The organism is Paraburkholderia sp. HD33-4, assembly GCF_021390635.1.
GTDB lineage: Bacteria > Pseudomonadota > Gammaproteobacteria > Burkholderiales > Burkholderiaceae > Paraburkholderia.
In genome coordinates, this window is sequence record NZ_JAJEJS010000002.1 from 3,126,252 (window position 1) to 3,152,763 (window position 26,512).

20 protein-coding genes are annotated in these 26,512 nt (G+C 65.6%); 5 read left to right on the top strand and 15 right to left on the bottom strand.

From position 1 onward, the window contains the following. The first annotated feature begins 114 nt into the window (after positions 1 to 114). From treZ to treY, 3 genes are read left to right on the top strand one after another with little or no spacing between them, the layout of a single operon-like run. On the top strand, positions 115 to 2,019 hold the full coding sequence (gene treZ / locus L0U84_RS34030; RefSeq protein WP_233856412.1) for a malto-oligosyltrehalose trehalohydrolase: 1,905 nt from the start codon (positions 115 to 117) through the stop codon (positions 2,017 to 2,019). Continuing rightward, positions 2,016 to 4,214, top strand: a complete 2,199-nt coding sequence (malQ, locus tag L0U84_RS34035) for a 4-alpha-glucanotransferase (RefSeq protein WP_233856414.1) — start codon at positions 2,016 to 2,018, stop codon at positions 4,212 to 4,214. Before treZ ends, malQ begins: the two co-directional genes overlap by 4 nt. Next, complete coding sequence (gene treY / locus L0U84_RS34040) at positions 4,211 to 7,075, top strand: malto-oligosyltrehalose synthase (RefSeq protein WP_233856416.1); 2,865 nt, start codon at positions 4,211 to 4,213, stop codon at positions 7,073 to 7,075. The genes malQ and treY overlap by 4 nt, the downstream gene beginning before the upstream one ends. 40 nt (positions 7,076 to 7,115) lie before the next feature. Here the strand turns inward: treY and L0U84_RS34045 are convergent, their stop codons facing one another. Together L0U84_RS34045 and L0U84_RS34050 are read right to left on the bottom strand one after the other, a co-directional pair. Continuing rightward, positions 7,116 to 8,459, bottom strand: coding sequence for a hemolysin family protein (locus L0U84_RS34045; RefSeq protein WP_233856418.1), 1,344 nt, complete (start codon positions 8,457 to 8,459; stop codon positions 7,116 to 7,118). A gap of 91 nt (positions 8,460 to 8,550) precedes the next feature. Next, a complete protein-coding gene (locus tag L0U84_RS34050) occupies positions 8,551 to 9,372 on the bottom strand; it encodes a sensor histidine kinase (protein ID WP_233856420.1) in 822 nt (273 codons plus the stop codon). A gap of 195 nt (positions 9,373 to 9,567) precedes the next feature. Here L0U84_RS34050 and L0U84_RS34055 point away from each other — a divergent pair, with 195 nt between their 5' ends. Together L0U84_RS34055 and L0U84_RS34060 are read left to right on the top strand one after the other, a co-directional pair. Continuing rightward, positions 9,568 to 9,909 (top strand): FKBP-type peptidyl-prolyl cis-trans isomerase, encoded by a 342-nt coding sequence (locus L0U84_RS34055; RefSeq protein WP_129961749.1) that lies wholly within the window; start codon positions 9,568 to 9,570, stop codon positions 9,907 to 9,909. Positions 9,910 to 9,929: 20 nt separating this feature from the next. Beyond that, positions 9,930 to 10,718: an AraC family transcriptional regulator gene (locus L0U84_RS34060; RefSeq protein ID WP_233856422.1), complete on the top strand. Its 789-nt coding sequence runs from the start codon at positions 9,930 to 9,932 to the stop codon at positions 10,716 to 10,718. Between the two features lie 22 nt (positions 10,719 to 10,740). Here the strand turns inward: L0U84_RS34060 and L0U84_RS34065 are convergent, their stop codons facing one another. The 13 genes from L0U84_RS34065 to asd form a co-directional block, all read right to left on the bottom strand. Beyond that, complete coding sequence (locus L0U84_RS34065; RefSeq protein WP_233856429.1) at positions 10,741 to 11,937, bottom strand: O-succinylhomoserine sulfhydrylase; 1,197 nt, start codon at positions 11,935 to 11,937, stop codon at positions 10,741 to 10,743. 245 nt (positions 11,938 to 12,182) lie between these two features. Further along, a complete protein-coding gene (gene purF / locus L0U84_RS34070; RefSeq protein ID WP_233856431.1) occupies positions 12,183 to 13,733 on the bottom strand; it encodes an amidophosphoribosyltransferase in 1,551 nt (516 codons plus the stop codon). A gap of 89 nt (positions 13,734 to 13,822) precedes the next feature. Continuing rightward, complete coding sequence (locus tag L0U84_RS34075) at positions 13,823 to 14,374, bottom strand: CvpA family protein (protein WP_129961753.1); 552 nt, start codon at positions 14,372 to 14,374, stop codon at positions 13,823 to 13,825. A 7-nt stretch (positions 14,375 to 14,381) separates the two neighbouring features. Continuing rightward, positions 14,382 to 15,335, bottom strand: a complete 954-nt coding sequence (locus L0U84_RS34080; RefSeq protein WP_233856433.1) for an SPOR domain-containing protein — start codon at positions 15,333 to 15,335, stop codon at positions 14,382 to 14,384. Positions 15,336 to 15,364: 29 nt separating this feature from the next. Further along, a complete protein-coding gene (folC, locus tag L0U84_RS34085) occupies positions 15,365 to 16,675 on the bottom strand; it encodes a bifunctional tetrahydrofolate synthase/dihydrofolate synthase (RefSeq protein WP_233856435.1) in 1,311 nt (436 codons plus the stop codon). A gap of 323 nt (positions 16,676 to 16,998) precedes the next feature. After that, a complete protein-coding gene (gene accD / locus L0U84_RS34090) occupies positions 16,999 to 17,871 on the bottom strand; it encodes an acetyl-CoA carboxylase, carboxyltransferase subunit beta (RefSeq protein ID WP_233856437.1) in 873 nt (290 codons plus the stop codon). 78 nt (positions 17,872 to 17,949) lie between these two features. After that, complete coding sequence (trpA, locus tag L0U84_RS34095) at positions 17,950 to 18,762, bottom strand: tryptophan synthase subunit alpha (protein ID WP_233856439.1); 813 nt, start codon at positions 18,760 to 18,762, stop codon at positions 17,950 to 17,952. Positions 18,763 to 18,842: 80 nt separating this feature from the next. Next, positions 18,843 to 19,757 (bottom strand): DNA-methyltransferase, encoded by a 915-nt coding sequence (locus L0U84_RS34100; protein ID WP_233856441.1) that lies wholly within the window; start codon positions 19,755 to 19,757, stop codon positions 18,843 to 18,845. A gap of 9 nt (positions 19,758 to 19,766) precedes the next feature. Further along, complete coding sequence (gene trpB / locus L0U84_RS34105; RefSeq protein ID WP_233856443.1) at positions 19,767 to 20,960, bottom strand: tryptophan synthase subunit beta; 1,194 nt, start codon at positions 20,958 to 20,960, stop codon at positions 19,767 to 19,769. Between the two features lie 60 nt (positions 20,961 to 21,020). Beyond that, the gene (locus tag L0U84_RS34110) at positions 21,021 to 21,731 is read right to left on the bottom strand and encodes a phosphoribosylanthranilate isomerase (RefSeq protein ID WP_233856939.1); all 711 of its coding nucleotides are present in this window, start codon (positions 21,729 to 21,731) and stop codon (positions 21,021 to 21,023) included. After that, entirely contained in the window at positions 21,728 to 22,540 is an 813-nt protein-coding gene (gene truA, locus L0U84_RS34115; RefSeq protein ID WP_233856445.1) for a tRNA pseudouridine(38-40) synthase TruA, read from the bottom strand. Before truA ends, L0U84_RS34110 begins: the two co-directional genes overlap by 4 nt. Continuing rightward, the gene (locus L0U84_RS34120; RefSeq protein ID WP_233856447.1) at positions 22,537 to 25,095 is read right to left on the bottom strand and encodes a FimV/HubP family polar landmark protein; all 2,559 of its coding nucleotides are present in this window, start codon (positions 25,093 to 25,095) and stop codon (positions 22,537 to 22,539) included. Before L0U84_RS34120 ends, truA begins: the two co-directional genes overlap by 4 nt. Positions 25,096 to 25,264: 169 nt before the next feature. Then, positions 25,265 to 26,386: an aspartate-semialdehyde dehydrogenase gene (gene asd / locus L0U84_RS34125; protein ID WP_129961762.1), complete on the bottom strand. Its 1,122-nt coding sequence runs from the start codon at positions 26,384 to 26,386 to the stop codon at positions 25,265 to 25,267. Between the last annotated feature and the right edge of the window lie 126 nt (positions 26,387 to 26,512).

The window sequence follows — 26,512 nt, forward strand, 5'->3', positions numbered from 1 at the left end:
TTGGCGTGGACAAATCGCAACGCAGCCGGGGTGGCAAGAATGTTGCGACGCAATGCCTGCTTGCGTCGCGGCGCCTTGCTATCCAGGCTCGTTGGCAGATCGAATGGTGAAGACATGTCTGAAAGTCCGATTGATCCTCACACGCATCATCACGCGCACTGCCTGCCGTTCAGCGCGCAGTTGATCGGCGCGAGCGGCACGCGGCCGCGTACGCGGTTCCGTTTCTGGGCACCGTCGTGCAAAAGCGTGCAATTGGTCGTCGAAAACGGCCACGCGCAAGGCGTGCACGACATGGCGCCGACCGGCAACGGCTGGTTCGAGATCACCGTGGAAAGCGGCGCGGGCACGCTGTATCGGTACCAGCTCGACGACGGGCAGACGGTGCCCGATCCAGCCTCGCGCTTCCAGCCACAGGACGTGCACGGCCCGAGCGAGGTCATCGACCCGCGCACCTACCATTGGGAACACACCGAATGGCACGGCCGGCCCTGGGAAGAAACGGTGCTGTACGAATTGCACGTCGGTGCGATGGGCGGCTATGCGGGCGTGCAAAAGCGCCTGCCCGCACTCGCCGCGCTCGGCGTCACCGCAATCGAGCTGATGCCGCTGAACGACTTCCCCGGTCGTCACAACTGGGGTTACGACGGCGTGCTGCCTTACGCGCCCGACTCCGCATACGGCCGTCCCGAAGAGCTGAAGGCACTGATCGACGCCGCGCACGGCCTCGGCCTGATGGTGTTTCTCGACGTCGTCTACAACCACTTCGGACCGGACGGCAATTATCTGCATACTTATGCGGAGCCGTTTTTCCGCGCAGGCGTGAACACACCGTGGGGCCCCGCGATCGACTTCGAGCGCAGCGAAGTCAGCGACTTCTTCACCGACAACGCGGTCTACTGGATCAACGAGTACCGCTTCGACGGACTGCGCTTCGACGCGGTGCATGCGATCGACAATTCCGAGTGGCTGCGCGAGCTGTCGGACCATATCCGTGCGCGCGTGCAGCATGGCCGCCACGTGCATCTGGTGCTCGAAAACGAGCACAACAGCGCGAGCCTGCTCGACGCGCACTTCGACGCGCAATGGAACGACGATGCGCACAACACGCTGCACGTGCTGCTGACCGGCGAAACCGAAGGCTATTACCACGCGTATGCGAACGAGCCGATTCGCCGGCTCGCGCGCGTGCTGTCCGAAGGCTTCGCGTATCAGGGCGAGCCGTCGCCGCTGCACGACGGTGCGCCGCGTGGCGAAGCGAGCGCGCATCTGCCGCCCACGTCGTTCGTGATGTTTTTGCAGAATCATGATCAGATCGGCAACCGTGCGTTCGGCGAGCGGCTGCGCAAGCTGACCTCGGATGACGCGCTGCGCGCCGCGACCGCGTTGCTGTTGCTGTCGCCGCAAATTCCGCTGCTGTTCATGGACGAGGAACACGGCTCGACGCAACCGTTCCTGTTTTTCACCGATTACACCGGCGATCTCGCCGACGCCGTGCGCGAAGGGCGACGCCGTGAATTCGCGCGCTTCGCCGCGTTCAGCGACGAACAGCGGCGCGCGCAGATTCCCGATCCGAACGACGCCGGAACCTTCGCCGCCTCGTCGCCGCCCGCGCCCGATGCGAAGCCGACACCGGATCGGCTCGACTGGATGCATTACTACAAGTCCGCGCTCGCGGTGCGCGCGAAGCTGATCACGCCGCGACTGAAGCATACGAAGGCGTGCGGCGCGACCGTGCTGCGCGATGCCGGCGGCGGCGACGCGAACGCGCTGGTCGCGCGCTGGAGACTCGGCGATGGCGAGACGCTGTCGATCGCGCTGAATCTGTCGCAGCAGAACGTCGCGTTCGACGACATCCCCCACGGCAAGATCATTTTCGAAACGCCGCCGCGCGCGCGCGAGCAGGCCGACGCGCGGGTGCTGCCCGCGCACGCGTGCATCGCGTGGCTGACCGGCGACATCAACGAATTCGCGAGCCGCCACGATGCGCGCATCGCATCGCACGAGGAGCAGCGCGCGTGACGACCCGACGCCCCAACGACCGGCTCGCCGCGCTCGCTACCCGCGCAGGCTTCGAGGTGGAGTGGCAGGACGCGCACCACAACACGCAGCACGTGCCCGAAAAGACCCTTGGCACGCTGCTCGAACGCATGGGTCTGCCGTGCGGCAATGCCACGGATATCCGCCACAGCGCCGCTGCTTTGGAGGCCGAACTATCGGGCCGCCGGCTACCGCCGCTGATGACCGCGGTGATCGGGCGTGGCATCGCGCTGCCCGCGGCCCCGGTGAAGTCGGGCAGCCATTACCGGATCGAGCTGGAGAGCGGTGCGATCATCGACGGCCGCTTCACCGCGCCGAGAGGTGAGGAAGCGCTGCTCGCGCCGATCGACGAAGCCGGCTATCACACGCTCGTGATCCACGACCAGCGCATGACGCTCGCGGTCGCGCCGCCGCGCTGCTACACCGTCGCCGACGCGTGGCGCTCGCTGCACGGCGGGGAAGGCGAACGCGAAGCCGCGCCGCCCATGCCGCCACTGTGGGGCATCGCCGCGCAGCTGTATGGCTTGCGTCGCACCGGCGACGGCGGCATCGGCGATTACACGGCGCTCGCGCAGCTTGCACGCCACGGCGCTCAGCGCGGCGCGCACGCGCTCGCGGTCAGTCCGACGCACGCAATGTTCAGCGCGCAGCCCGAGCGCTTCAGCCCGTATGCGCCGTCGTCGCGGTTGTGGCTCAACGTCACGCATATCGATCCGGCCGCGGTGTTCGGCACGGACGCGTGCGCAGCGGCATCGGCGCAGGCCGGCGATGCGGCATCGAAATACGAGGACCTGCCGTTGATCGATTGGCCGCACGCGACACCGCTGAAGCTCACGGCATTGCGCGCGCTGTACGAGCAGTTCAGCGCGAACGAGCGCCCGCAGCACTCGCCACGCGCGCTCGAATTTCATGGCTTCTGCGAACGCGCGGGGCGCGCGCTCGAAGATCACGCGCGCTTCGAAGCGCTGCATGCCGCGCAGCTCGCGCAAGGCGGCGACGGCCATTGGCGCAATTGGCCCGATGCGTTGCGCGACCCGCGCAGTCCCGAAGTCGAGGCATTCGCCGCTGCGCATCGCGACGAGGTCGACTTTCATCTGTTCCTGCAGTGGCTGGCATCGCGCGGCTTGTTGCACGCGCAGCACACCGCGCGCGAAGCCGGCATGGCGATCGGCCTGATCGCCGATCTCGCGGTGGGTTGCGACAGCGCCGGCAGTCACGCGTGGTCCTATCCGGACGATATGCTGCGGGGCGTCTCGGTCGGCGCGCCACCCGACCTCTTCAACCAGGCCGGCCAGTCGTGGGGACTCACTACGTTTTCGCCGCGCGCGATGCGCACGCAAGGCTTCGTCGCATTCATCGACATGCTGCGCGCCGCGTTCGCGCATGCCGGCGGCATCCGCATCGATCACATTCTCGGCTTGCGGCGTCTGTGGCTGGTGCCCGAAGGCGAGAGCGCGCGCAATGGCGCGTATCTGCGCTATCCGCTCGAAGACCTGCTGCGGCTGATTGCGCTCGAATCGTGGCGGCATCGCGCGATCGTGATCGGCGAGGACCTCGGCACCGTGCCGCCCGGTTTTCGCGAGCGGCTCGACGAGCACGGCATCGAAGGGATTCGCGTGCTGTGGTTCGAAGGCGCGCCCGACGGCAACGGCTTCAAGGCGCCGGCCGATTGGGACCGCTACGCGGTCGGCACCACGACCACGCACGATCTGCCGACCGTCGCCGGCTGGTGGCGCGGCAGCGACATCATGTGGCGCAACCGCATCGGCCAAACGATGGCGCGCGCCGACGGCCGCGACCCCGAGGAAGCGGCGCTCGAAGAGCGCGCGCAGCAACGCGCCGACTTGTGGCTCGCGTTCCAGCGAGCAGGCGTGGCCGCGCCCGACGTCGCGCCGCCGGACGCCGACAACGCGCCGGTCGACGAAGCGCTCGCGTTCGTCGCCGCGACGCCCGGGCCGCTCGTCACCTTTCCGCTCGAAGACCTGCTCGCGCTCGCCGAGCAGCCGAACCTGCCGGGCTCGATCGACGAACATCCTAACTGGCGCCGCCGCATGACGCTGCCCGTCGATGCGATGTTCGACGACCCGGTGTTCACCGACCGCCTGCTGGCCGTCGACGGCGCGCGCCGCGCCGCCGCGCCTTCATCCAACCCTTCCGCGGAGCCTGACACGCCATGACCGTTCCACGCTCCACGCTGCGCCTCCAGTTCCATCGGGGCTTCACGTTCGACGACGCCGCGCGGCGGGTCGAATACTTCGCCGCGCTCGGCATCAGCCACCTGTACGCGTCGCCGATCACCACGGCCGAGCCCGGCTCGCTGCACGGCTACGACACCGTCGACTACACCCAGGTCAGCGCCGAATACGGCGGCGAGGCGGGTCTGAAGCGCCTCGTCGACAAGCTGCGCGCGCACGACATGGGGCTCATCGTCGACGTGGTGCCGAATCACATGGGCGTCGGCGGTTCGAGCAACGCGTGGTGGCTCGACATCCTCGAATGGGGCCGCCATAGCGCGTATGCGCGTCATTTCGACGTCGACTGGCATTCGCCCGATCCCGCGCTGCGCGGCAAAGTGCTGCTGCCGACGCTCGGCGCGTCGTACGGCGAAGAACTGGCAGAGGCCCGCATCGGGCTGCATTTCGCGGCCGACAGCGGACGCTTTTATATCGGCTACGGCCCGCACGTGTTCCCGGTCTGCCCGGTCGATTACGCGGCGATCCTGCAAGGCGCCAACCGCGCCGATCTGAGCGCGCTCGCCAGTCGCTTTCAGGGACTCACGACGCAGCCCGCCGATCAGCCGCGCGCCGCGGAGGCGCGCGACGCGCTGCGCGAGTTCGTCGCGCGCGAAGGCCAGTCGGCGATCGAGTTCGTGCTGGAGACTTACGCGCCCGAAGATCCGGTCACGCGCGACCGGCTGCATCGGCTGATCGAGCGGCAGCATTTCCGGCTCGCGTGGTGGCGCACCGCCTCCGACGAAGTGAACTGGCGGCGCTTCTTCGACATCTCGACGCTCGCGGGCGTGCGCGTCGAGCGGCCCGAGGTGTTCGAGGCGGTGCACGCGCTGATCTTTCGCCTCTACCGCGAAGGGCTCGTCGACGGCTTGCGGATCGATCACGTCGACGGGCTCGCCGAGCCGCGCGAATACTGCCAGCGTTTGCGCCAACGGCTCACCGAGTTGCGCGACACCGCACCGTACGTGGTGGTGGAGAAGATCCTCGGCCGCGGCGAGCCGTTGCGCGACGACTGGCCCGTCGACGGTACGACCGGCTACGACTTCATGAGCGACGTCGGCGCGCTGCTGCACGATCCGGCCGGCGCCGAACCGCTCGCGGGCACGTGGGCCGAGCTCACCGGCCGCAGCGCGCACTTCGCCGATGAAGCGCACGCGGCGCGTCGCAAGATTCTCGCGGAAAACCTTTCGGCGGAACTGGACCGCGCGGCGCGCGCGCTGCATCGGATCGCACGCGATTCGCTGAACACGCGCGACGTCACGTACACGTCGCTGCGTCGCGTGCTGACCGAGCTGGTCGTGCATTTCCCCGTGTACCGCATGTATCCGCTGGGCGGCCTGCGCAGCGCCGCCGACAACGTCTATTTCGAGCAGGCGCTCGACGCCGCGCGTGCTTCGCTGCCGCGCTCGGACCACGCGGCGCTCGAGCGCGTGAGCGCGTGGCTCGGCGGCAGCGCCGAAGACCCGCCGCCCGCGCGGCCCGGCGCGCAGGCGCAGCAGCAGGCGCAAGGCGGCGGGCCGCCTCCGCATGCGGGGTCGTCGCGGCGCAGCGCGCAAACGCTGTTTTCGCAGCTGACCGCGCCGCTCGCCGCCAAGGCGATCGAGGACACTGCGTGCTATCGCTACGGCCGTCTGCTGTCGCGCAACGAAGTCGGCTCGGACCCGGGCGAGTTCGCGCTATCGGTGGAGCAGTTTCACGCGGGCAATCTCGAGCGCGCGCAACGTTTTCCGCATGCGATGCTCGCGACCGCCACACATGATCACAAGCGCGGGGAAGACGTGCGCGCGCGGCTCGCGGTGTTGAGCGAGATCGCCGACGAGTGGGGCGCGACGTTGCGGGCATGGTCGACGTTGAACGCGCCGCAGCGGCGCGCGCTCGACGGCACGCCGATCAGCAGCGTGAGCCGGGACAAGGGCGACGCATGGGCTCCCGGCCCCGCCGCCGAGGCGATGCTGTATCAGACGCTGGTGGGCTGCTGGCCGCCGCAACTGCGCGCCGACGACGAAGCCGGCGTCAACGCGTTGGCCGAGCGAGTCGCGCAATGGCAGTTGAAGGCGCTGCGCGAGGCGAAGCTGCAAACCAGCTGGCTCGCGCCCGACGAAGCCTACGAAGCCGGCTGCCGCGAGTTCCTGTTCGGCATCCTCGCGCCGCAGCGGCGCGATGGCTTCCTGAAGGAGTTGTCGGCGTTCGTCGAGCGCATCGGTCGCGCGGGTGCGCTCAACAGTTTGCAGCAGACGGTGCTGCGTCTCGCGTCGCCTGGGATCCCTGATCTTTATCAAGGCACCGAGCTGTGGGACTTCAGCCTCGTCGATCCGGACAACCGGCGACCCGTCGATTTCGCGCAACGCGAGGCGTGGCTGCCGCAAACGCAAACGCCGCCGGCGGAATTTCTCGCCGACTGGCGCGACGGTCGCGTGAAGCTCGCAGTGATCCAGCGCGTGCTGGCATTGCGCGCGCATCTGCCGGAATTGCTGAGTCAGAGCTCGTATCTGCCGCTCACGGTGCGCGGCGCGCATGCGTCGAGTGTGATCGCGTTCGCGCGGCGGCATGGCAATGCGTGGGCCGTGGTGATTGCCAGCCGGTTGGCCGCGGGGTTGCTCGGCGATGCCGAGCTACCGCTCGTCGAGCCGGCGCAATGGGCGGATACGGCCATCGAAATGCCGTCCGACCTGTCGGCGCGCGCGCTGTTCGACTGGCTGAGCCCCGCCGCGCCGAAGGTCGACGATCACGGGCTGCTGTATCTGCGCGATGCGCTCGCCACGATGCCGGTCGCGGTGCTGGTGGAGGATGGGGTGCCTCGAAGCTGAGGCGGCCTGAAAGGGTTGAGGCTTCGGGTCGGCTCGGGCCTCAACCGCCCTCGTCGTCGAACACCTTCGGATACACGCGCACGAGCACGATGCGCGGTCCCTTCATCTTCTTGACCACGACGTCGAAGTCTTCGAACTCGACGCGTTGCCCTTCGCCCGGCAGATCGTTGAGCGCCTGGATCACGAGGCCGCCAACGGATTCGGCCTTGCCTTCGTCGATGTCGATACCTAGCGCGCGTTCGAGCGACACCACCGGCAAGCTGCCCTTGCCCATCAGCGTGCCGTCGTCCATGCGGGTCCAATCGGCGTCGCCCTGACGGAATTCGTCGTGGATCTGCCCGACCAGTGCGCCGAGCAGGTTGTCGAGCGTCAGGAAGCCGATCGGCTTCGCGTGCTTGTGGCCGACCAGCGCGAAGTGCGGCGCGCCCTTGCGAAAGCGCCGGAACAGTTCGAGCGCCGGCATCTCCGGCTTCACGTACTGCACGGGGCGCACGTAACGCGACAGGTCGTCGAGCGTGCTGCCCGCCTGGCGCGCGAGCAGCAGGTCCTTCAGATGGATCATGCCGGCCACGCGCTCGCCCGATGCGTCCTCGAACAGCGGATAGCGGCTGAAGCGATGCCGCGCGACCACCTGCATGTTGTCGCGCAGCGGCAGATCGCGCCGCAGGCAGACCATTTCATGCGACGGCCGCATCAGGTCCGATACGGTCATGCGCGAGAAGTCGAGCGAGTGCGCGATCGTGTTCCATTCGTCCTGGCTGTACGCACCAGTCGACGAACCGAGTTCGCTCGCGACGTTCGCGCGGCGGCCGCGCAGGATCAGCTTGAGTTCCTCGGTCGAGTAATGCGAGTCGTGGCCGTGCTCGCTATCGAGCCCCGCGGCCTTCAGCACCGTGTTCGCACTGGTGTTGAGCACCCAGATGGCCGGGTACATCACCCAGTAGAAACAGTACAGCGGCGTCGCGGCCCACAGCGAAATCTTCTCCGCCTCGCGGATCGCGAGCGACTTCGGCGCGAGTTCGCCGACCACGATATGCAGGAACGAGATACACGAAAACGCGAAGAACAGCGAAATGCCGTGGATCAGCTGCTCGGACTCGACGCCGATCACGGAGAAAAGCGGCGTCAGCAGTTGTGCGAACGCAGGCTCGCCGATCCAGCCGAGCCCGAGCGACGCGAGCGTGATGCCGAGCTGACACGCCGACAGATAGGCGTCGAGCTGTCCATGCACCTTCGCGAGCAGACGTCCGCGCATGCCATGCTGGGTTGCGAGGCTTTGCACGCGGGTCTGCCTCAGTTTGACCAGACCGAATTCGGCGGCGACGAAAAAGCCGTTGAGTGCAACCAGAAACATTGCACCGATAAGAGCGACAACCTGGATCAAAGCGACGGGCTCCGGCAACAAAAGTTGTCAGTATAGAGACTGAAAGCTCGATGAAATATCGATCGCGCGCCAACGCACTCGCGCGCGACGCTCATTTCGGCGCCGCCGCGCTGAACGGCACGCGCAGCACCAGCGTGGCGGGGTTTGCCGTGACGCCGCCGGCTTCCGTCGTATCGCTTTGCTCGAAGCTTCCGCCGTGCGCCTCCGCGACGCGTTTGCACAACGCGAACACCCACGCGATCCGCTTCGCCTCGCGCGGCTCGCCAGCCTGCTTGCGCGCGAACGCTTCGAGCACGTGCGGCAGCGCGGCGTCGTTCAACGCGGCGTCGTTCGGCTCGTACGTGACGCTCGCATGCCAGGTGCCGTTGTCCGCGCGCGCCGCCAGTGCGACCTCGGCGCTGCGCGCGCTCGCTTCGGCGGCGAACGTCAGCATCAGCCACAGCGCTGCGCCGAGGCGGGCACGGTCGCCGTTCAGTTGCTCGGTGGCGATCTGCGAGTCGAGCCGCACTTCGACGCCGCGCGCGCGGGCGAGGCCGGCGCGGACTTCCTCGACGGTTTCGTCGAGCAGCGGATGCAGCGGAAAGGGTTCGTACGTGAGCGCGAGCGATTTCGTTTCGGCGCGCGTCGCATCGACGATCGTCTCGAGCAGCTTCACCTGCTGATCGACGCCGCTGCGAATGCCGGTGATCGCGCGCTGCGAGTTGGCATCGTTCGCGTCGAGCTTGCGCTCGAGCACGTACGCCCAGCTATGAATCGCATTCAACGGACCGCGCAGGTCGTGCGACACCAGCGACAGCACATGATCGCGCATGAACAACGCCGTTTCGGCTCGCAGCAGCGCGCTGCGTTCGGAGATGACGAAGCCGGCCGACGCCGGCTGGGCGCCAGCAGTCCCGGTGGGTGACGTAGTCACGATCAAGTCCTCTCAGGCAATGCTGGATGATGGGGCGAAGCCTCATTATAGGCATCCCGTTCGGACCGACCAGCCCGAGCCGAACCGCGAACCGGGACGCAATCCGCATGCCATACGCGAAACCGGGCAAGGCTCGGCGATCGGCGTCAACGCGCCTACAATGTCGGTTTTACGTTTTGATCTGAGGAGCAACGCATGTCGACTGTGACGACCGAATCCGGCCTGAAGTACGAAGACCTCGTGGAAGGCACCGGCGCCGAAGCCGTGGCCGGCAAGACCGTGACCGTGCACTACACGGGCTGGCTGACCGACGGCCAGAAGTTCGATTCGAGCAAGGACCGCAATGACCCGTTCGCCTTCGTGCTGGGCGGCGGCATGGTCATCAAGGGTTGGGACGAAGGCGTGCAAGGCATGAAGGTCGGCGGCAAGCGCAAGCTGACCATTCCGCCGCAACTCGGCTACGGCGTGCGCGGCGCGGGCGGCGTGATTCCGCCGAACGCGACGCTCGTGTTCGACGTCGAACTGCTCGCCGTCTGAGTTACACCTGAGTCTGGTCATTGAGCCACGCCGCCGTCGCCACCCCTAACGTTTCGCTGCGCTGCTATGGCGCGATCGAAGCGTCGGACGTGCACGACTTCCACCAGGTCGTGCTCGGGCTCGACGGCGCGATGGTGATGGCGGTGGACGGCGTCGCCCAGCAGATCGACGCCGGCTCCGCATGGCTGATCCCGGCCGGCGCGCGGCACGATTACGCGGGTGTCGGCACCAACCGGCAGCTCGTGCTCGATTTGCCGGCGGCGTCGCTGGCGGTGCCCGAGCGGCTGTTCGAACGCGCCCGAGCCGTGGCTGTCGATCCATCGCTCGCGCAGCTCGTGCACACGATTGCCGCGCACGCGACAGGCGGCGTGGGCGAAGCGCAAGCTAACGCCTTCGATCACCGCCGCTTCCATTGGGATGCCGCGGCACGCCTGGGCGCCGCGCTCATCGCCGATTCCGGCGCACTTGCCGGTGCGCGCAGCGAAGGCGTTCGGCTCGATTTCGCGCGTATCGACCGCTGGCTGCGCGCGCATCTGTCCGAGCCGCTGAAGATCGCGGACCTCGCCGCGCACTGCGGCTTCGGCATGCGACGTTTTCATCAACTGTTCATCGACGCGTTCGGCGAGACGCCGCACCGCTATTTGCAGCGGCTGCGGCTCGACACGTCGATCACGCTGCTCGCTGATCAGCGTCTTTCGTTGACCGATATCGCGCTCGAGATCGGCTTCGGCGATCAGAGCGCTTACACGCACGCGTTCACGCGGCGTTTTGGGCTGGCGCCGGGGCAGTGGCGCGCGTTGCGGCACTGAGGGTGCGCGCGGGCTCTGCCGATCAGCCTTCGAGCCCACGCTGCAGATCCACACGGATATCGCCCGCGCTTTCAAGCCCCACCGCAAGCCGGATCAAACCTTCGCTGATGCCCACCGCCGCGCGCGCTTCGGGCGTGATACGGCCGTGTGTGGTCGTCGCCGGATGCGTGATCGTGGTGCGCGTGTCGCCCAGATTGCCGGTGATCGAGCACACCCTTGTGCCGTCGATCACGCGCCATGCGTTCGCGCGCATCTGCTCGGGTGTGTCGCCCTTCAATTCGAACGACAGGATCGCGCCGCCCGATTTCTGCTGACGCATCGCGAGCACATGCTGCGGATGCGATTCGAGCCCCGGATAGAACACACGATTGACAGCCGGATGCGATTCGAGCCAGCGCGCGATTTCGAGCGCGTTCGCTGACTGCTTTTCGACGCGCAGCGATAGCGTTTCCAAGCCCTTCAACAGCACCCACGCGTTGAACGCGGACAGCGTCGGCCCGGCGCTGCGCACGAACGGAAACACCTTTTCCATGATGAGTTGCTTCGAACCGACCAGCGCGCCGCCGAGCACGCGGCCCTGGCCGTCGAGGAACTTGGTCGCCGAATGCATGACGACATCCGCGCCGAGTTTCAGCGGCTGCTGCAACGCCGGGCTGCAGAAGCAGTTATCGACGACGAACAGCGCCTTCGCGGCCCTCGCGATCTTGCCGATCGCTTCGATATCCGACACTTCCGTCAGCGGGTTGGAAGGCGTTTCGAGGAAGAACATCTTCGTTTCGGGACGCACCGCTTCGCTCCACGCGTTCAAATCAGTCGGATCGACGAACGTGGTCGTGATGCCGAACTTGCTGAAGATCTGCGAGAACATGCCGAGCGTCGAGCCGAACAGCGCCCGCGAACTGACGAGATGATCGCCTGCCTGCAACGTCGACATCACGACCGACATGATCGCGGCCATGCCCGACGCCGTCGCGATACAGGCCTCGCCGCCTTCGAGCGCGGCCAGACGGTCCTGGAACATCGAGACGGTCGGGTTCGAGAAGCGCGAGTACGTGAAATAGTCTTCGGAGTTCTTGAAGCGCTCGGCGGCGTCCGCGGCGCTCGCGAACACGAAGCTCGAGGTCAGGAAGATCGCTTCCGAGTGCTCGTTGAAGTCGCTGCGCGCGGTGCCCGAGCGGACGGCCAGCGTATCGAAGTCGAAGTTCGGGGAGTCGTCCATGTTGGTTCTGGTCTCCAAGGTTCGGTATCTGTTTCGGTGGCGACGCTTTCGTGGGTGCTTCGGTGACTACGGAAACGAAAAAGCCCGCTTATGCGTCGGCATAAGCGGGCTTCATGTACGGGGAGGCTGGAGCAAGGACGGCTTTCCGCCCTGCGCTTTAGCTGTTTCGGGTCACCCCGCGTCCGCAAGCTGAGATCAAATCGACGCAAGCAGTCATGCTAGCACGCTCGCGTCGTGGTGAATGCTCAGCCGACCGACAGTTGCAGATGCAGCTGCGAACGCGCCGGGCCGCCACCGTCGATCGCTTCGCTCGCGGCATCGCGATCGGATTGCGACGACGGCGCGAGACGCGCGCTTTCGATGCGGTCGAGGTACTCGGTCGTGATGTCGCCGGTCACGTAGTTGCCGTCGAAGCACGAAGCCTCGAACTCCTTCAGCGCCGGATTGATATCGCGCACCGCCTGCTTCAGCGCATCCACGTCCTGATACACGAGGTGATCCGCGCCGATCATGCGCGCGACTTCCTCGTCCGAGCGGCCATGCGCGACCAGTTCGCCACGCGTCGGCATATCGATGCCGTAGACGTTCGGGAATTTCACCGGCGGCGCCGCCGACGCGAAAATCACCTTGTTCGCGCCCGCATCGCGCGCCATCTGCACGATTTCGTGCGACGTCGTGCCGCGCACGATCGAGTCGTCGACGATCAGCACGTTCTTGCCCTTGAACTCGATGGTCATCGCGTTCAGCTTCTGGCGCACCGACTTCTTGCGCACCGCCTGACCCGGCATGATGAAGGTACGACCCACGTACCGGTTCTTGAAGAAGCCCTCGCGATACTCGACGCCGAGCTTCTTCGCGACCTGCATCGCGGCCGGGCGCGACGAATCGGGAATCGGCATCACCACGTCGATCGCGACATCGGGCAGCTCGCGCCTGATCTTTTCGGCGAGGTAGTCGCCCATGCGCAGACGCACGTTGTAGACCGGCACGCCGTCGAGCACCGAATCCGGACGCGCCAGATACACGAGTTCGAAGATGCAGGGGTTCAGGCTCGGGGACGTCGCGCACTGCTGCGAATGCAACTGGCCTTCGGCGTCGATGAAAATCGCCTCGCCCGGCTGCACGTCGCGCACGAATTCGAAGCCGATGCCTTCAATCGCCACCGACTCCGACGCCAGCATCCACTCGACGCCCTCTGCCGTTTCCTGCTTGCCGAGGCACAGCGGCCGGATACCGAACGGGTCGCGGAAACCGAGCAGGCCGTAGCCGGCGATCAGCGAAACGATCGCGTACGAGCCGCGCACCCGGCGATGCACGCCCGACACCGCCTTGAACAGAGCGGCCGGATCGAGCTGCAGCCCCGAACTCGACAGTTGCAGCTCGTGCGCGAGCACGTTCAGCATCACTTCGGTATCGGAATTGGTGTTCACGTGGCGCCGGTCGATGCGGAACATCTCATCTTTCAGCTGCTGCCAGTTGGTCAGGTTGCCGTTGTGCGCGAGGATGATGCCGAACGGCGCGTTCACGTAGAACGGCTGCGCTTCTTCTTCGCTCGACGCCGAACCGGCGGTCGGGTAACGGACCTGGCCGATGCCCGTCGTGCCCGGCAGGCTGCGCATGTTGCGCGTGCGGAACACGTCGCGCACCATGCCGTTGGCCTTGTGCATGTGGAAATTGCTGCCGTTCGCCGTCGCGATGCCGGCGGCGTCCTGACCGCGATGCTGCAGCAGCAGCAGGCTGTCATAGATCAGCTGGTTGACCGGGGAGTGGGAAACTACGCCTACGATGCCGCACATGGCATGTCCTTCAAAGGTACGAAATTCATGATGGCGACCGGTGCCTGCGACCGCGCCCGCGCTTCGATTCGACGGGACGCGCTACGACGTCAAGGCAGCCGGTATGCGCCGGAGTCCTGTTGCGCATTGCTCGGGGCGCCCAAATCGTCCACATGGACGTATGCGGCGAGCGCCTCGGGGAGCAGCGGTTTCATTGCGCGTACGCCCGCAACCGCATACGGACGAAGCAGCGCGTTGCGCCAGAATTCCTGTTTGGGCAGTTCGGTCAAGCCTGCGAGGGCGACCAGAATCAGCACCAGAACGACCCCACGCACGAGGCCGAACATCAAACCGAGCGAGCGGTCCGCACCGCCCAGTCCCGTAACCTGCACGAGGCGGCTGAGCATCGCGCTCACCACGCTCGCGACCAGCACTACGCCGATCACCACGAGCGAAAAAGCCAGCAGCCACTGCGTCAATGCGCCGCCCGGCCAGGTGGACGGAATATACGGCACCACGTAGCCCACGAACTCGCAAGCGAGGAAAAACGCCGCGATCCAGCCGATCAATCCAAACACTTCCGACAGCAATCCGCGCCAGGCGCCTCGCAGCGCCGACAAACCGATCACCGCCATTACAGCGTAGTCGAAGGCAGTGAACATCGCTCGCTTACTGTGCGCTGCCGCCGTTCGAGCCCGACACCAAGCCCGCCTCGCGGACCTTCGCGACTGCGGCGGTGGCCGCGGCGCGGTCGGCGAACGGGCCGGCACGCAGCAATGTCAGCGTCGAGCCGTCGGCTTGCTTCCTGTGCTCGGTATATGTGGGCACGCCCGCCGCTTTCAACTTCGCGGCCCAATTGCGCGCGTTCGCTTCGTTCGAGAAAGCGCCAAGCTGAACCGCGAAACGGTTGCCCGGCGGCGAGGCCGGCGTGCCGGAGTTCGCGTCGGCGCTAGCGGCGGCCGGGTTCGCATCGCCGTCGGTCGACGCCGACGGTGCGGCTGCGGGTGGCTTCGTCTGTTTGGCGGGAGCAGCGGGCGCGGTGTTGGCTGCGAGCGACTGCGTTTGCGGCTTCGCGGCGGGCTTCGGCGTCGCGGCGGTAACGGCGCCGGTTGCGGCGGACGGGGTCGTGCCCTGTTTCGCTGCGGTCGATTGGGTCGATTGGGTCGGCTTCGCTGCGGAGGCCGAGGCCGCTGCCGTGGTCGCTGCGGCCGTTGCCGGCGCGAGGCTGGACGCGGCGACGCCCGTGTCGGCGGCCGGAGGATTGTCCGGCGCGACGCCGGCTTGCACGTCTTCGTTGGCGGTGGATCTGGAGAGCTTCGGCGCGGGCCGGCTCGGGATGTCGATCGAGATGTCGTCGGTGACGGGCTTCGGATGCGAATCCAGCACCATCGGCAGGATGATCACCGCCGCGACGACCAGTGCAATTGCACCGACGAGCCGGCGACGTGCGCGCTGCTTTTCCGGCAACGTTGGGTCGAGCAGCATGGCATCTGCATCGACGGCGCGCTCGGTGCGGCGGGTGCGCCGCTCGACGCGCTCACCCCGGGCGGCCCGATTGGAACTGGTGTTTGCGCCGCGCCGGCTGGGCGCGTCGTCTTTCTTGCCGAACGAGAAAATTCCCATGAATCGCTTGGTTCGAGCCTGGTGCCCGCTCAGTGTTGCTGCGATTTCCGGTAGGCCATCACACCCGCTACCGTATAGAAACTGCCGAAAACGACAATTCTATCATTCTCTGACGCACGTTTTAGCGCGTCCTGGAAAGCCTGTGCCGGCGTTTCAAAACGTGTGACGCTGCTGTCGGTACTGTCTTCCACGCCCAGCTCGCGCAACGCGGTTTCGAGCTCCTGCGCGGACGCCGCGCGCGGCGTCGGCAGATCGGTCACGCACCAGTGATCGATCTCGCCTTTCAGATGGTTGAGCACACCGGCGATGTCCTTGTCTCGCATTGCGCCGAACACCGCGTATGTGTACGGGAAAAAGCCCATGTTGCCGAGATTCTGACCGAGCACCGCGGCCGCATGCGGATTGTGACCGACGTCGAGCACGATGGACGGCTTGCCTGGCAGCACCTGGAAACGGCCGGGCAAATCCACATTGGCGATGCCGAGCCGGATGTCCTGCGCCGACACCGGCAACCGGTCGCGCAAAGCTTCGAGCCCGGCCAGCGCCGCCGACGTGTTGATCAGCTGATTCGCGCCGCGCAGCGACGGATAGGCGAGCGCCGAGCGTCGCAGCGTCGGGCCGACATAGCTCCACTGCTGACGCTCGCTGCCGGCCTGGCCTTCGTATCGGAAATCGCGGCCGAACAGCCACAATTGCGCGCCGATCTTTTCCGCGTGATCGATCAGCGATTGCGGGGGCACCGGGTCCGCGCAGATCGCCGGTTTGCCGGGGCGGAAAATGCCGGCTTTTTCGAACGCGATTTTTTCGCGCGTATCGCCGAGATAGTCGATGTGATCGAGATCGATGCTCGTGATGATCGCGCAATCGGTATCGAGGATGTTGACCGCGTCGAGACGGCCGCCCAGGCCGACTTCGAAAATCACGGCATCGAGGCCACGCGACGCGAACAGACTCATGATCGCGAGCGTCGTGAATTCGAAGTAGGTCAGCGTGACCGGTTTGGCGAGGCTCTGGCGCGCAGCTTCGACGGCTTCGAAGTGCGGCAGCAGATCAGCGTCGCTTGCCATCGCGCCGTTGATGCGCGCCCGCTCATTGAACGACAGCAGATGCGGCGACGTGTGGCAACCGACCGTATAGCCCGCGCGCAGCAAGATCGCTTCGAGAATCGCGCAGGTCGAGCCTTTGCCGTTCGTGCCGCCGACCGTGATGATCGGGCAGGCGAACGACAGCTTCATCGCATCGCGTACCTGGGAGATGCGGCCCAAACCCATGTCGATGCCGACTGGATGCGCGGATTCAAGGTGCGTGAGCCACGCGTCGAGGGTGGGGAATGTGGTCATCGGGTGAATCTTGAGTGAGTCGCGGTGGTTCGGTTCTGCAGCGCTGCGAAGGATGCTGGTCAGATGGCCGCGGTTGGCGGGCGCCGAACGCAGCCGGTCAGGAGCGGAAGCGGCCGCGCGGTTTATGCGCACAAACCCGCACCTTGAGCCGCCACAGCTTCGGGTTCAACCGTCGCCGCATCGCAGGCGACCGTAATTATCCCGGAAATGACAGCGCGCCGCTTGATTGCTCACGCGGCGCGCTATTTTCGATTGCTTCGGTGCTCTGCGCCGCGTTTTCGACACCGCGGCGAAACAGCAGCAATTGCGGAGCTTGCAGGCCTTTAAGCGACCGCGTCCGCCGGCTGATGGCTCAACAGCGCCAGCAATTGCGCGATCTCTTCGCGCAGCTTGCGACGATCGACGATCATGTCGACCGCGCCCTTCTGCAGCAGGAACTCGGCGCGCTGGAAACCTTCCGGCAGTTTCTCGCGCACGGTCTGTTCGATGACGCGCGGACCGGCAAAGCCGATCAGCGCCTTCGGCTCGGCGATCACGACGTCGCCGAGGAACGCGAAACTCGCGGACACGCCACCCATCGTCGGGTCGGTCAACACCGAGATGAACGGCAGTTTGGCTTCGGCCAGCTTCGTGAGCATTGCGGTGGTCTTCGCCATCTGCATCAACGACAGCAGGCTTTCCTGCATCCGCGCGCCGCCCGAAGCGGTGAAGCAGATGAACGGCACTTTCTGTTCAAGCGCGTTCTGCGCGCCGCGCGCGAAACGCTCGCCGACCACCGAACCCATCGAGCCGCCCATGAACGAGAACTCGAAGTTCGCCACGACGACCGGCAGCGTGTGAATCGCGCCGCCCATCACGACCATTGCGTCGGTCTCGTCGGTGTCGTCCATCGCCTCTTTCAGGCGCTCGGGATACTTGCGGCTGTCCTTGAACTTCAGCGCGTCGACCGGAACGATTTCCTGGCCGATTTCGTAGCGGCCTTCCGGATCGAGCAGGCTATCGAGCCGCTCACGCGCGCCAATGCGCATGTGATGGTCGCACTTCGGGCAAACATGCAGATTGGCCTCGACGTCGTTGCGATACAGCACGGCTTCGCACGACGGGCACTTGATCCACAGGCCTTCCGGAATTCCCTTGCGGTTCTTCGGGTCGGTTTGTTTGATTTTTGGCGGCAGCAGCTTATCGAGCCAGCTCATAGGGAATCCTTCTGGGTCAGCAGTCGCGCGAACGGCGGGACGAGCCCGCCGCTCACGTTACCGCGACAAAAATAACTGTTATCGGGCTGTCGCGACGCTATCGAGCGCCTCGCGCACTTCGGCAACGAAACGCGTGAGCGTCTCGGCAGCGTTGTCGGGCGCTGCCTGTTCGAGCAATTGAACAATACGGCTGCCGATCACGACCGCATCGGCCACCTCGCCCACTGCACGCGCCGTTTGCGCATCGCGAATGCCGAAACCGACGCCCACCGGCAGGGGAACGCGAGACTTGATGGCCGGGATTTTACTCGCGATGCTGGAAACGTCCAGATTTGCGGCGCCGGTGACCCCTTTCAGCGACACATAGTAGACGTAGCCGCTGGCGATCCGACCAACTTCGGCGATCCGGTCGTCGGTTGAAGTCGGTGCAAGCAAAAAGATCGGATCGATACCGGCGGATTGCATCTGTTCGGCGAAGTTGGCGCACTCTTCAGGCGGATAGTCGACCACCAGTACGCCATCGACACCGGCTTCCTGGGCGGCTTTCGCGAAGGCCTCGGCGCCCATCCGCTCGATCGGATTCGCATAGCCCATCAGCACGACCGGGGTCTTGTCGTCGGTTTCGCGGAAGCGTTTGACGTCGGCCAGCACGCCGCGCAGCGACACGCCCTTCGCGAGCGCGCGTTCAGACGACTGCTGGATCACCGGACCGTCGGCCATCGGGTCGGAAAACGGCACGCCAAGCTCGATCACATCGGCGCCGCCGGCGACGAGCGCGTGCATGAATTCGACCGTGCGAGCCGGGTCCGGGTCGCCAGCGGTCATGAACGGGATCAAGCCTTTCTTACCTTGGGCGGACAGCGCGGCAAACGTGTTCTTGATACGGGACATGGAAGTATTCTCGAATTAGGGCTACTGCGCACTTATCGCAGCGCGCTGTTCAGCGAACTTAGCAGCGCATTTCGCGCTTTTCACTGCACTTCGGTCGATGGCTGCACTTTCGGCTTAGCTCGGGTCCGACGCGGCGCAGCAGGCGTAGCGGCGGCGCTGACGCGCTCGCGCGCTATCGCGCAATAGCTCTCGTTGATCTCATAGCCGACGAATTCGCGCTGATGACGGACGCAAGCGACGGCGGTGGTGCCGCTGCCCATGAACGGGTCGAGCACGCGACCGCCCTTCGGGCAACTGGACAGCACCATCCGCTCGACGATTTCCAGAGGTTTCTGGGTCGGGTGCGCGACCCGCTCGGCATGCTGCCGATGCAGACGCGAGACCGACCAGACATCCTTCGGATTATAGCCAAGCTCCAACCACTTGCTTCCTTCAAACAACTTTCGCGAACGCGCCTTCTTCGTGACTGCATCGTACGGAATGCGGACGGGATCGAGATCGAAGAAATAATCCTTCGACACCGCGAAAAACCCGATGTTGTCGTGCACCGACGTGAAGCGACGCGTGGTGCCGCCCATGCTCGGCACGCGCCGGTCCCAGATGATCTCGTTGACCATCGTGAGTTTCGTCTTCAGGAAACTGAAGATTTCCGGCGCGTACTGCCAGGTGCAGAAAATGTAGAGCGACCCCGTTGGCTTGAGCTTCGGCACGGCAAGCTCGAGCCAGCCACGCGTCCAGACCAGAAATTCCTCGCCCGTGCGCATGTCCGAGTCGTTGCCATAGTCCTTGCCCAGTCCATACGGCGGATCACAGACGATCAGGTCGATCGACCCATCGGGAATGTTCGCTACATCGGTCAGAAAATCGCGGTTCAACAGTTGAATGCCGGCCGGCACCTGCGCCAATACTGGCGCACATGCCTCGGCCACCGATATCTCGGCGTCCGGATTCGCGGTTTCAATCGCCGGCTGCGGCTCGTCGAACTCGTCTCGCATCGTCGCGGCTCAGAACTGGATGCCCGATCGCTCGGCGACCGTGTGCATGTCCTTGTCGCCGCGGCCCGACAGGTTGACCAGCAGAATCTTGTCTTTCGACAAAGTCGGCGCGAGCTTCGTAGCGTACGCGAGCGCGTGGCTCGACTCCAGCGCAGGAATAATGCCCTCGATGCGACAGCAATCGTGGAACCCCTTCAGCGCCTCTTCGTCGGTGATGCCGACGTATTGCGCGCGGTTGCTCTCTTTTAGCCACGCATGCTCGGGACCGACGCCCGGATAGTCGAGACCCGCCGACACCGAATGCGTCTCGATGATCTGGCCGTCTTCGTCCTGCAGCAGATACGTACGGTTGCCGTGCAACACCCCAGGGCTACCGCCGATCAGCGATGCAGCGTGACGACCCGTTTCGATACCGTCGCCAGCCGCCTCGACACCGATCAACTGCACGGACTTGTCGTCGATATACGGATAAAAGATACCCATCGCATTCGAACCGCCGCCAACACACGCGATCACGGCATCCGGCTGGCGACCGGCGAGTTCTGGCATCTGCTCGCGGCATTCGTCGCCGATCACACGCTGGAAGTCGCGCACCATCATCGGATACGGATGCGGACCCGCGACCGTGCCGATGATGTAGAACGTGTTTTCGACGTTGGTGACCCAGTCGCGCATCGCTTCGTTCAGCGCGTCCTTCAGCGTGCGCGAGCCCGACTCGACTGGCACGACCGTCGCGCCGAGCAGTTTCATGCGATAGACGTTGGCGGCCTGGCGGCGCACGTCCTCGGCACCCATGTAGACCACGCATTCCATGCCGAAACGCGCGCAGATCGTCGCCGTGGCCACGCCGTGCTGACCGGCACCGGTTTCCGCGATCACGCGCGGCTTGCCCATACGCTTTGCGAGCAGCGCCTGGCCGATCACGTTGTTGATCTTGTGCGCGCCGGTGTGATTCAGGTCTTCGCGCTTCAGATAAATCTGCGCGCCGCCGAGCAATTCGCTCCAGCGCTGTGCGTGATAAATCGGCGACGGGCGGCCCACGAAATACTTCAGTTCGCGCTCGTATTCGGCGACGAATTCAGAGTCTTTCTGATATTTCTCGTACGCTTCACGCAGCTCGTCGAGTGCGGAAAATAGCGTTTCGGCGACGAACACGCCGCCAAACTGGCCGAAGTGGCCTCTTTCGTCAGGCAAGTTGTACATGGCGATCACTCTTCTCAGGATGGCTCGCGGCTTTCATCGGAAAGCGCCCGCGAGCCTGAATCATTCAGCGTCCGCGGCGCGCACCGCGCGTACGAACGCCGCCATCCGGGCGTGATCCTTCACGCCCCGGGCGCCCGGTACTTCGATGCCGCTCGAGACATCGACCGCGTACGGGCGCACGCGATGGATCGCATCACTGACGTTTTGCGTGTTCAACCCACCACTCAAAACGGCCCGATGCGCGAGCTCTGCTGGAATAAGTGACCAATCGAAAACCTTCCCGCCGCCGCCGTAGCCTTCGACATGGGTGTCGAACAGAAGACCACTGGCTGCTGAATAGTTGAAGGCCGATTTTACCAAATCGGCCGATCGAGTATCCGCCGCCACCCTTAAAGCACGCAACCAAGGCAAACCCGCAACGCCGGCGAGCGACTCGCACTGCTCCGGCGTCTCGTCGCCATGGAGCTGCAACAGCGTCAGGTTCACGTTGCTCGCGACTTCGTGGACCCATTCCGCCGTCGCGTTGACGAACAGACCGACGACCGACACGAACGGCGGCACATCGTGCACGAGTTCGACCGCTTGCGCGACGCTGACCGAGCGCGGGCTCGGCGGGTAGAACACGAGGCCGATCGCGTCGGCGCCGAGGTCGATCGCGTGCGCGATGTCGGCGGGTTTCGACAGTCCGCACAGCTTGATGCGCGTGCGGTGCGGCGCGCTTTGCGAGGCGGTGGCGTCGGCCTGGTTGGCAGGGTTCTCTGTTGCTTTCATGTTTCCGGTTGCTCGGTCCATACGCTGCTCCACGGCACGCTGCCCGTCGCCGGGTCGGGCACGCCGAATTGCTCAGGATAGCCCACTTGCGCGAGATACAGGCCGTCGGGCATGAAGGTCGGTGCCGCGCAATCGCGGCTGCGGCTCGCGAGCACCTCGGCCATCCACGTGGCCGGGCGGCGGCCGCTGCCGATTTCGATCAGACAGCCCATCACGTTGCGCACCATGTGATGCAGGAAAGCGTTCGCGCGAAAGCGAAAATGCACGAAGTTACCTTGCCGTTTGACGTCGATCTGGTACAGATGCTTGAACGGCGTCTTCGACTGGCATTGCGACGAACGAAACGCCGAAAAGTCGTGCTCGCCGATCAGGTGCTCGGCGGCCGAGCGCATCGCGTCGACGTCGAGCGGCGTGTGCACCCAGCCGGCGCGCGTCGTGAGCATCGGCGAGCGAACCGGACTGACGTACAGCACGTAGTAATAGGTGCGCTCGAACGCCGAAAACCGCGCATGAAAATCGTCGGGCATCGGCTTGGCCCATTGCACGCCGATCGTCTTCGGCAGAAACGCGTTCGGACCGCGCACCCAGGAAATGTCGACGCGATCGAGTTCGGTGTCGAAATGCACGACCTGGCCCAAGCCGTGCACACCGCGGTCGGTGCGGCCGGCTACGATCGTCTGCACGGGCGTGCGCGCGAATTCGCGCAACGCCCGTTCAAGCTCGTCCTGCACTGTGTTGCCATGCGGCTGCGACTGCCATCCGGCGAACGCGGCGCCGTCGTACTGCACGCCCAATGCGATGCGCTTCACGACAGCGGTGCAAGAGTCGAAAGCAACGCGCGGGCTTCGGTGCGCGTAGCTGGATCGTTCGCTTCGATCACTTCGTTGATCAGCGCGCGGGCGCCCGCCAGATCGCCGAGCTCGATGTACTCGGAGGCCAATTCCAGCTTGTTGCGCGCGATGCGGCCGAGATCGGCCGGCGTGAAGGCCTGCAACGGCTGCGCCGGGCTCGGCGGCAACTCGAGGTCGAAGTCGAGCTTCAGCGCGCCGAAGCCGGCCGCGCCGAGGCCCGCGACGGCGCCGTGGCCTGCCGTTCCGGCGGCGATCTGGTCGGCGATGTGCGGCGCGTCGTCGTCCGTGCCGTGGACGCCGAATGCCTGCTGCGCGGTCGTGTCGGGCGATGCGACCGGTTGCGTCGACAGCGACGTGGAACGCTCAGCTTCGCTGAAAGTGGGTACTTCGATCCGCGGCGGCAGCGGCATGTTCAGGCTGCCAAACGCGTCGACGGCGTCGCGCGGAAATTCGGTCGGTGCGAACGGTGCGGGTTGCGCCGGCACGGGGATGTCGCCAAACGGCTGACCGAACGACGTGGTGGCGCGCGGTTCGATCTGGTGTTGCGTGAAATCGATCACTGGGGGTGGAACGTTCAAGGGGGACTGCGGTTCGGCCGTCGCGGCGTGCGGTGCGGTCGAGGGCGTTTCTGCTGGGCCTGGGCTCGGGGATGTGGTCGTGCCGGTCGCTTTATCTGTCGCCGGGCTTTCCGTGGACTCCTCGTCCCATTGCAGGTGATGCGCGTTCTCGTCCTGCGTCGCGCCGACGACCGGTTCGAGCGGTCCCAGCGGCAATGCGTCCGCGCCGAGCTCTGCAGCGGCGGCGAGATTGGCGGCCGTGGCCGCCGAGCGCAGTGTGTCGTCGTGGGCCGATGCGAGCGCCGGTGGTTCGGTAGACGGTTCGCTTGCGCTGAATGGCGGGATGCTGGCGAGTGGCGCCGTCGGTGCGGTGGGTTCGGGTGTGCCGCCTTGCTGTGCGGCCTCCTCTTCTGCCGCGCGCTCGGATGCGACGCTTTCTGCTGATGCGCGTTTCGTTTCCGCACGTTCTGCGGAGGTGTGTGCTGCTGCTTGCTCGGTGGCTGCTTGCTCGGTGGCTGCTTGCTCGGTGGCTGCGTGTTCGGCTGCTGCGCGTTCGGCTGCTGCGCTTTCCGCCGCAGCTTGCTCGGCTGCTGCCTGTTGTGTCGCCGCGTGTTCCGCCGCTGCCTCCTCCGCCGCCGCGCGCTCCGCAGTTGCCCGCTCCGCCGCCGCGCTTTCTGCCGCTGCCTGCTCGGCTGCCGCACGTTCCGCAGCCGCATGCCCTGCTGCTGCCGCTGCTGCCTGCCGCGCAACCTCCTGATCTCGCGTGTCCGCTCCTTCCGTGACCGCCGCGTGCGCTGTCACCGCGCTGCCTTCGCGCGAATCGGCCTCACGCACCGATCTCGCCATTTCCCCATCAGTTGCCTCGGCAGCCCGCGCCGCGGCTTCCTTTTCGCGCTTGCGGCGACCCATGCGCATAGCAGCGAGCAGAACGATCAGTGCCGCGCCCACCGCCGCCGCGATGCTCAGATCGCGCCGAGACACGCCGCCCTGATTCGACGGCGACGTCACGACATTCGCGTGCTGCGGTGCCACTGGCACGATCGCCGCGGAACCTGCCGCTGCCGGCTGCGCAGCGCTCGTCGGCGTTGGGCCCGAAGCCACCGGCACCCCGCCGATGCCGTGCTTCTGCAACTCCATCAGCACGCGGTTTTTCAGCGCCAGCAATTGCTGCAGACTCGACACCTGCGGATGCGGCTGCGAAGCCGCCTGCGCGGCTGTGCCCGCCGCCGACGGCGCTTGCCCAGCAGGCGCGCTCGCCGACGGTTGAACCGATCCTGCCCATGCCTGCGTGCCACTCGACGCCACGGGCGCCGAACCGGCCACTGGCGCGGACGAAACCAGGCCGCCCGCCGCGGCGCCCGTCGATACGGCCGCGCTAGAGACCGAGGATGCGGCTGCTGAGGTGGTCGCTTGAGCTGCAGCGCTGGCCGCACTCGCGGCGGCGGCGTTGACCTGCGCGACTGCACTCGCCGCGCTGTCAGCAGCCGCCGCCGTCGACGCGGAAGCAGGCGCCGCCGCCGTTGACTCCGACGCCCCGGCCGTGACCCCAGTCGACGATGCCGCCAAGGCTCCTGACGCATCGAGCGCTGGCACGATCAGCACCGCTCCTACACGCACCCGGCTCGGATCGTGATTCATGAACGCGTTCGGATTCGTATCGAACAGTGCGTGCGTCGCGCGAGCGAGTACCGCCCGGTCATGCGACTGCGTGATAGCGATCGCGACGTCGTTCAGCGACTGCCCTGCGTGTACCGTGTATTGAGTGCCCGCGGCGATAGCAACGACAGCGGTAGTGGAACTGACAGCGGAAGCGGCATCCGGCGCGCTCGTAGTGCTGGCCGGCGCGGCAAGCGCATTGCCCGCGCCACCGCAGAGCAGCGCGAGGGCGAAAGCCGCACTAGCGGCCAACGCCGCCGGACGGCTGATGAATCGCAACTTCTTTTGACGAATGGACATAGCCCGAAGAGCGGAGCGTCGAAAGTTCATCGGGACTCCTGGCGCGTCAGCGCGCAGCCTTTTTTTGCGAGTGGAAAGAGACAAGATGATCGGAGCACACAATGAAAAAAGCGCCGCGCAAGCGCGACGCTTCTTGAGTAGTCTACGCGTCGTGAGCGCGTAGTTTACTTCACTTGTCGAGCACAATGCGAAGCATACGACGCAGCGGTTCAGCCGCGCCCCACAGCAGCTGATCGCCGACCGTGAAGGCCGACAGATATTCGCCGCCCATCGCGAGCTTGCGCACGCGTCCGACCGGCACCGTCAGCGTACCGGTGACGACTGCCGGGGACAGATCGCGCATCGACGCTTCGCGCTCGTTCGGCACGACCTTGACCCAGTCGTTGCCCGACGCAAGGATGCTGTTCACTTCGTCGAGCGGTACGTCCTTGTTCAGCTTGATCGTGAGCGCCTGCGAGTGGCAGCGCATTGCGCCGATCCGCACGCACAGACCGTCGACCGGAATCGAACCCGGCGTGCCCATGGCCGGCTTGCCGAGAATCTTGTTGGTTTCCGCGCCGCCCTTCCACTCTTCCTTCGACATGCCGTTGCCGAGATCCTTGTCGATCCACGGAATCAGCGAGCCCGCGAGCGGCACGCCGAAGTTGTCGGTCGGCATGCTGTCGCTGTTCATCGCTTCGAGCACGCGGCGGTCGATGTCGAGAATCGCCGAAGCAGGGTCGGCCAGTTCGTTCTTCACCGCGCCGTGCAGCGTCCCCATCTGCGACAGCAGTTCGCGCATGTTCTGCGCGCCCGCGCCCGATGCGGCCTGGTAAGTCATGGCCGTCATCCAGTCGACGAGGTTTTCGCGGAACAGACCGCCCAGCGCCATCAGCATCAGGCTGACCGTGCAGTTGCCGCCGATGAAGTTCTTCTGACCTTTGACGAGCGCGTTCTTGATCACGTCGAGGTTGACGGGGTCGAGAATGATCACCGCGTCGTCCTTCATGCGCAGCGACGATGCCGCGTCGATCCAGTAGCCGTTCCAGCCTGCCGCGCGCAGCTTCGGGAACACTTCGTTCGTGTAATCACCACCCTGGCAGGAGATGATCGCGTCGCACTTCTTCAGGTCCTCGATGCTTGTCGCATCTTTGAGCTTGGTCTCGTTTTTGGCGAACGACGGCGCGTTGCCACCCGCGTTGCTGGTGCTGAAAAACACCGGTTCGATCAAGTCGAAATCGCCTTCCTGCTGCATGCGTTGCATCAGGACGCTGCCGACCATGCCGCGCCAACCTACGAGACCTACGTTCATGACTTCATACCCTTCGAATGGAAACTTCCCCGCATCTTTGCCCGCAGTGACCGCGCGGGGAAGATGGGCGGACACGACGGACGATCAGCGCTTCGTGATCGTTTTCGGGGTAATGGTTTTGATGGT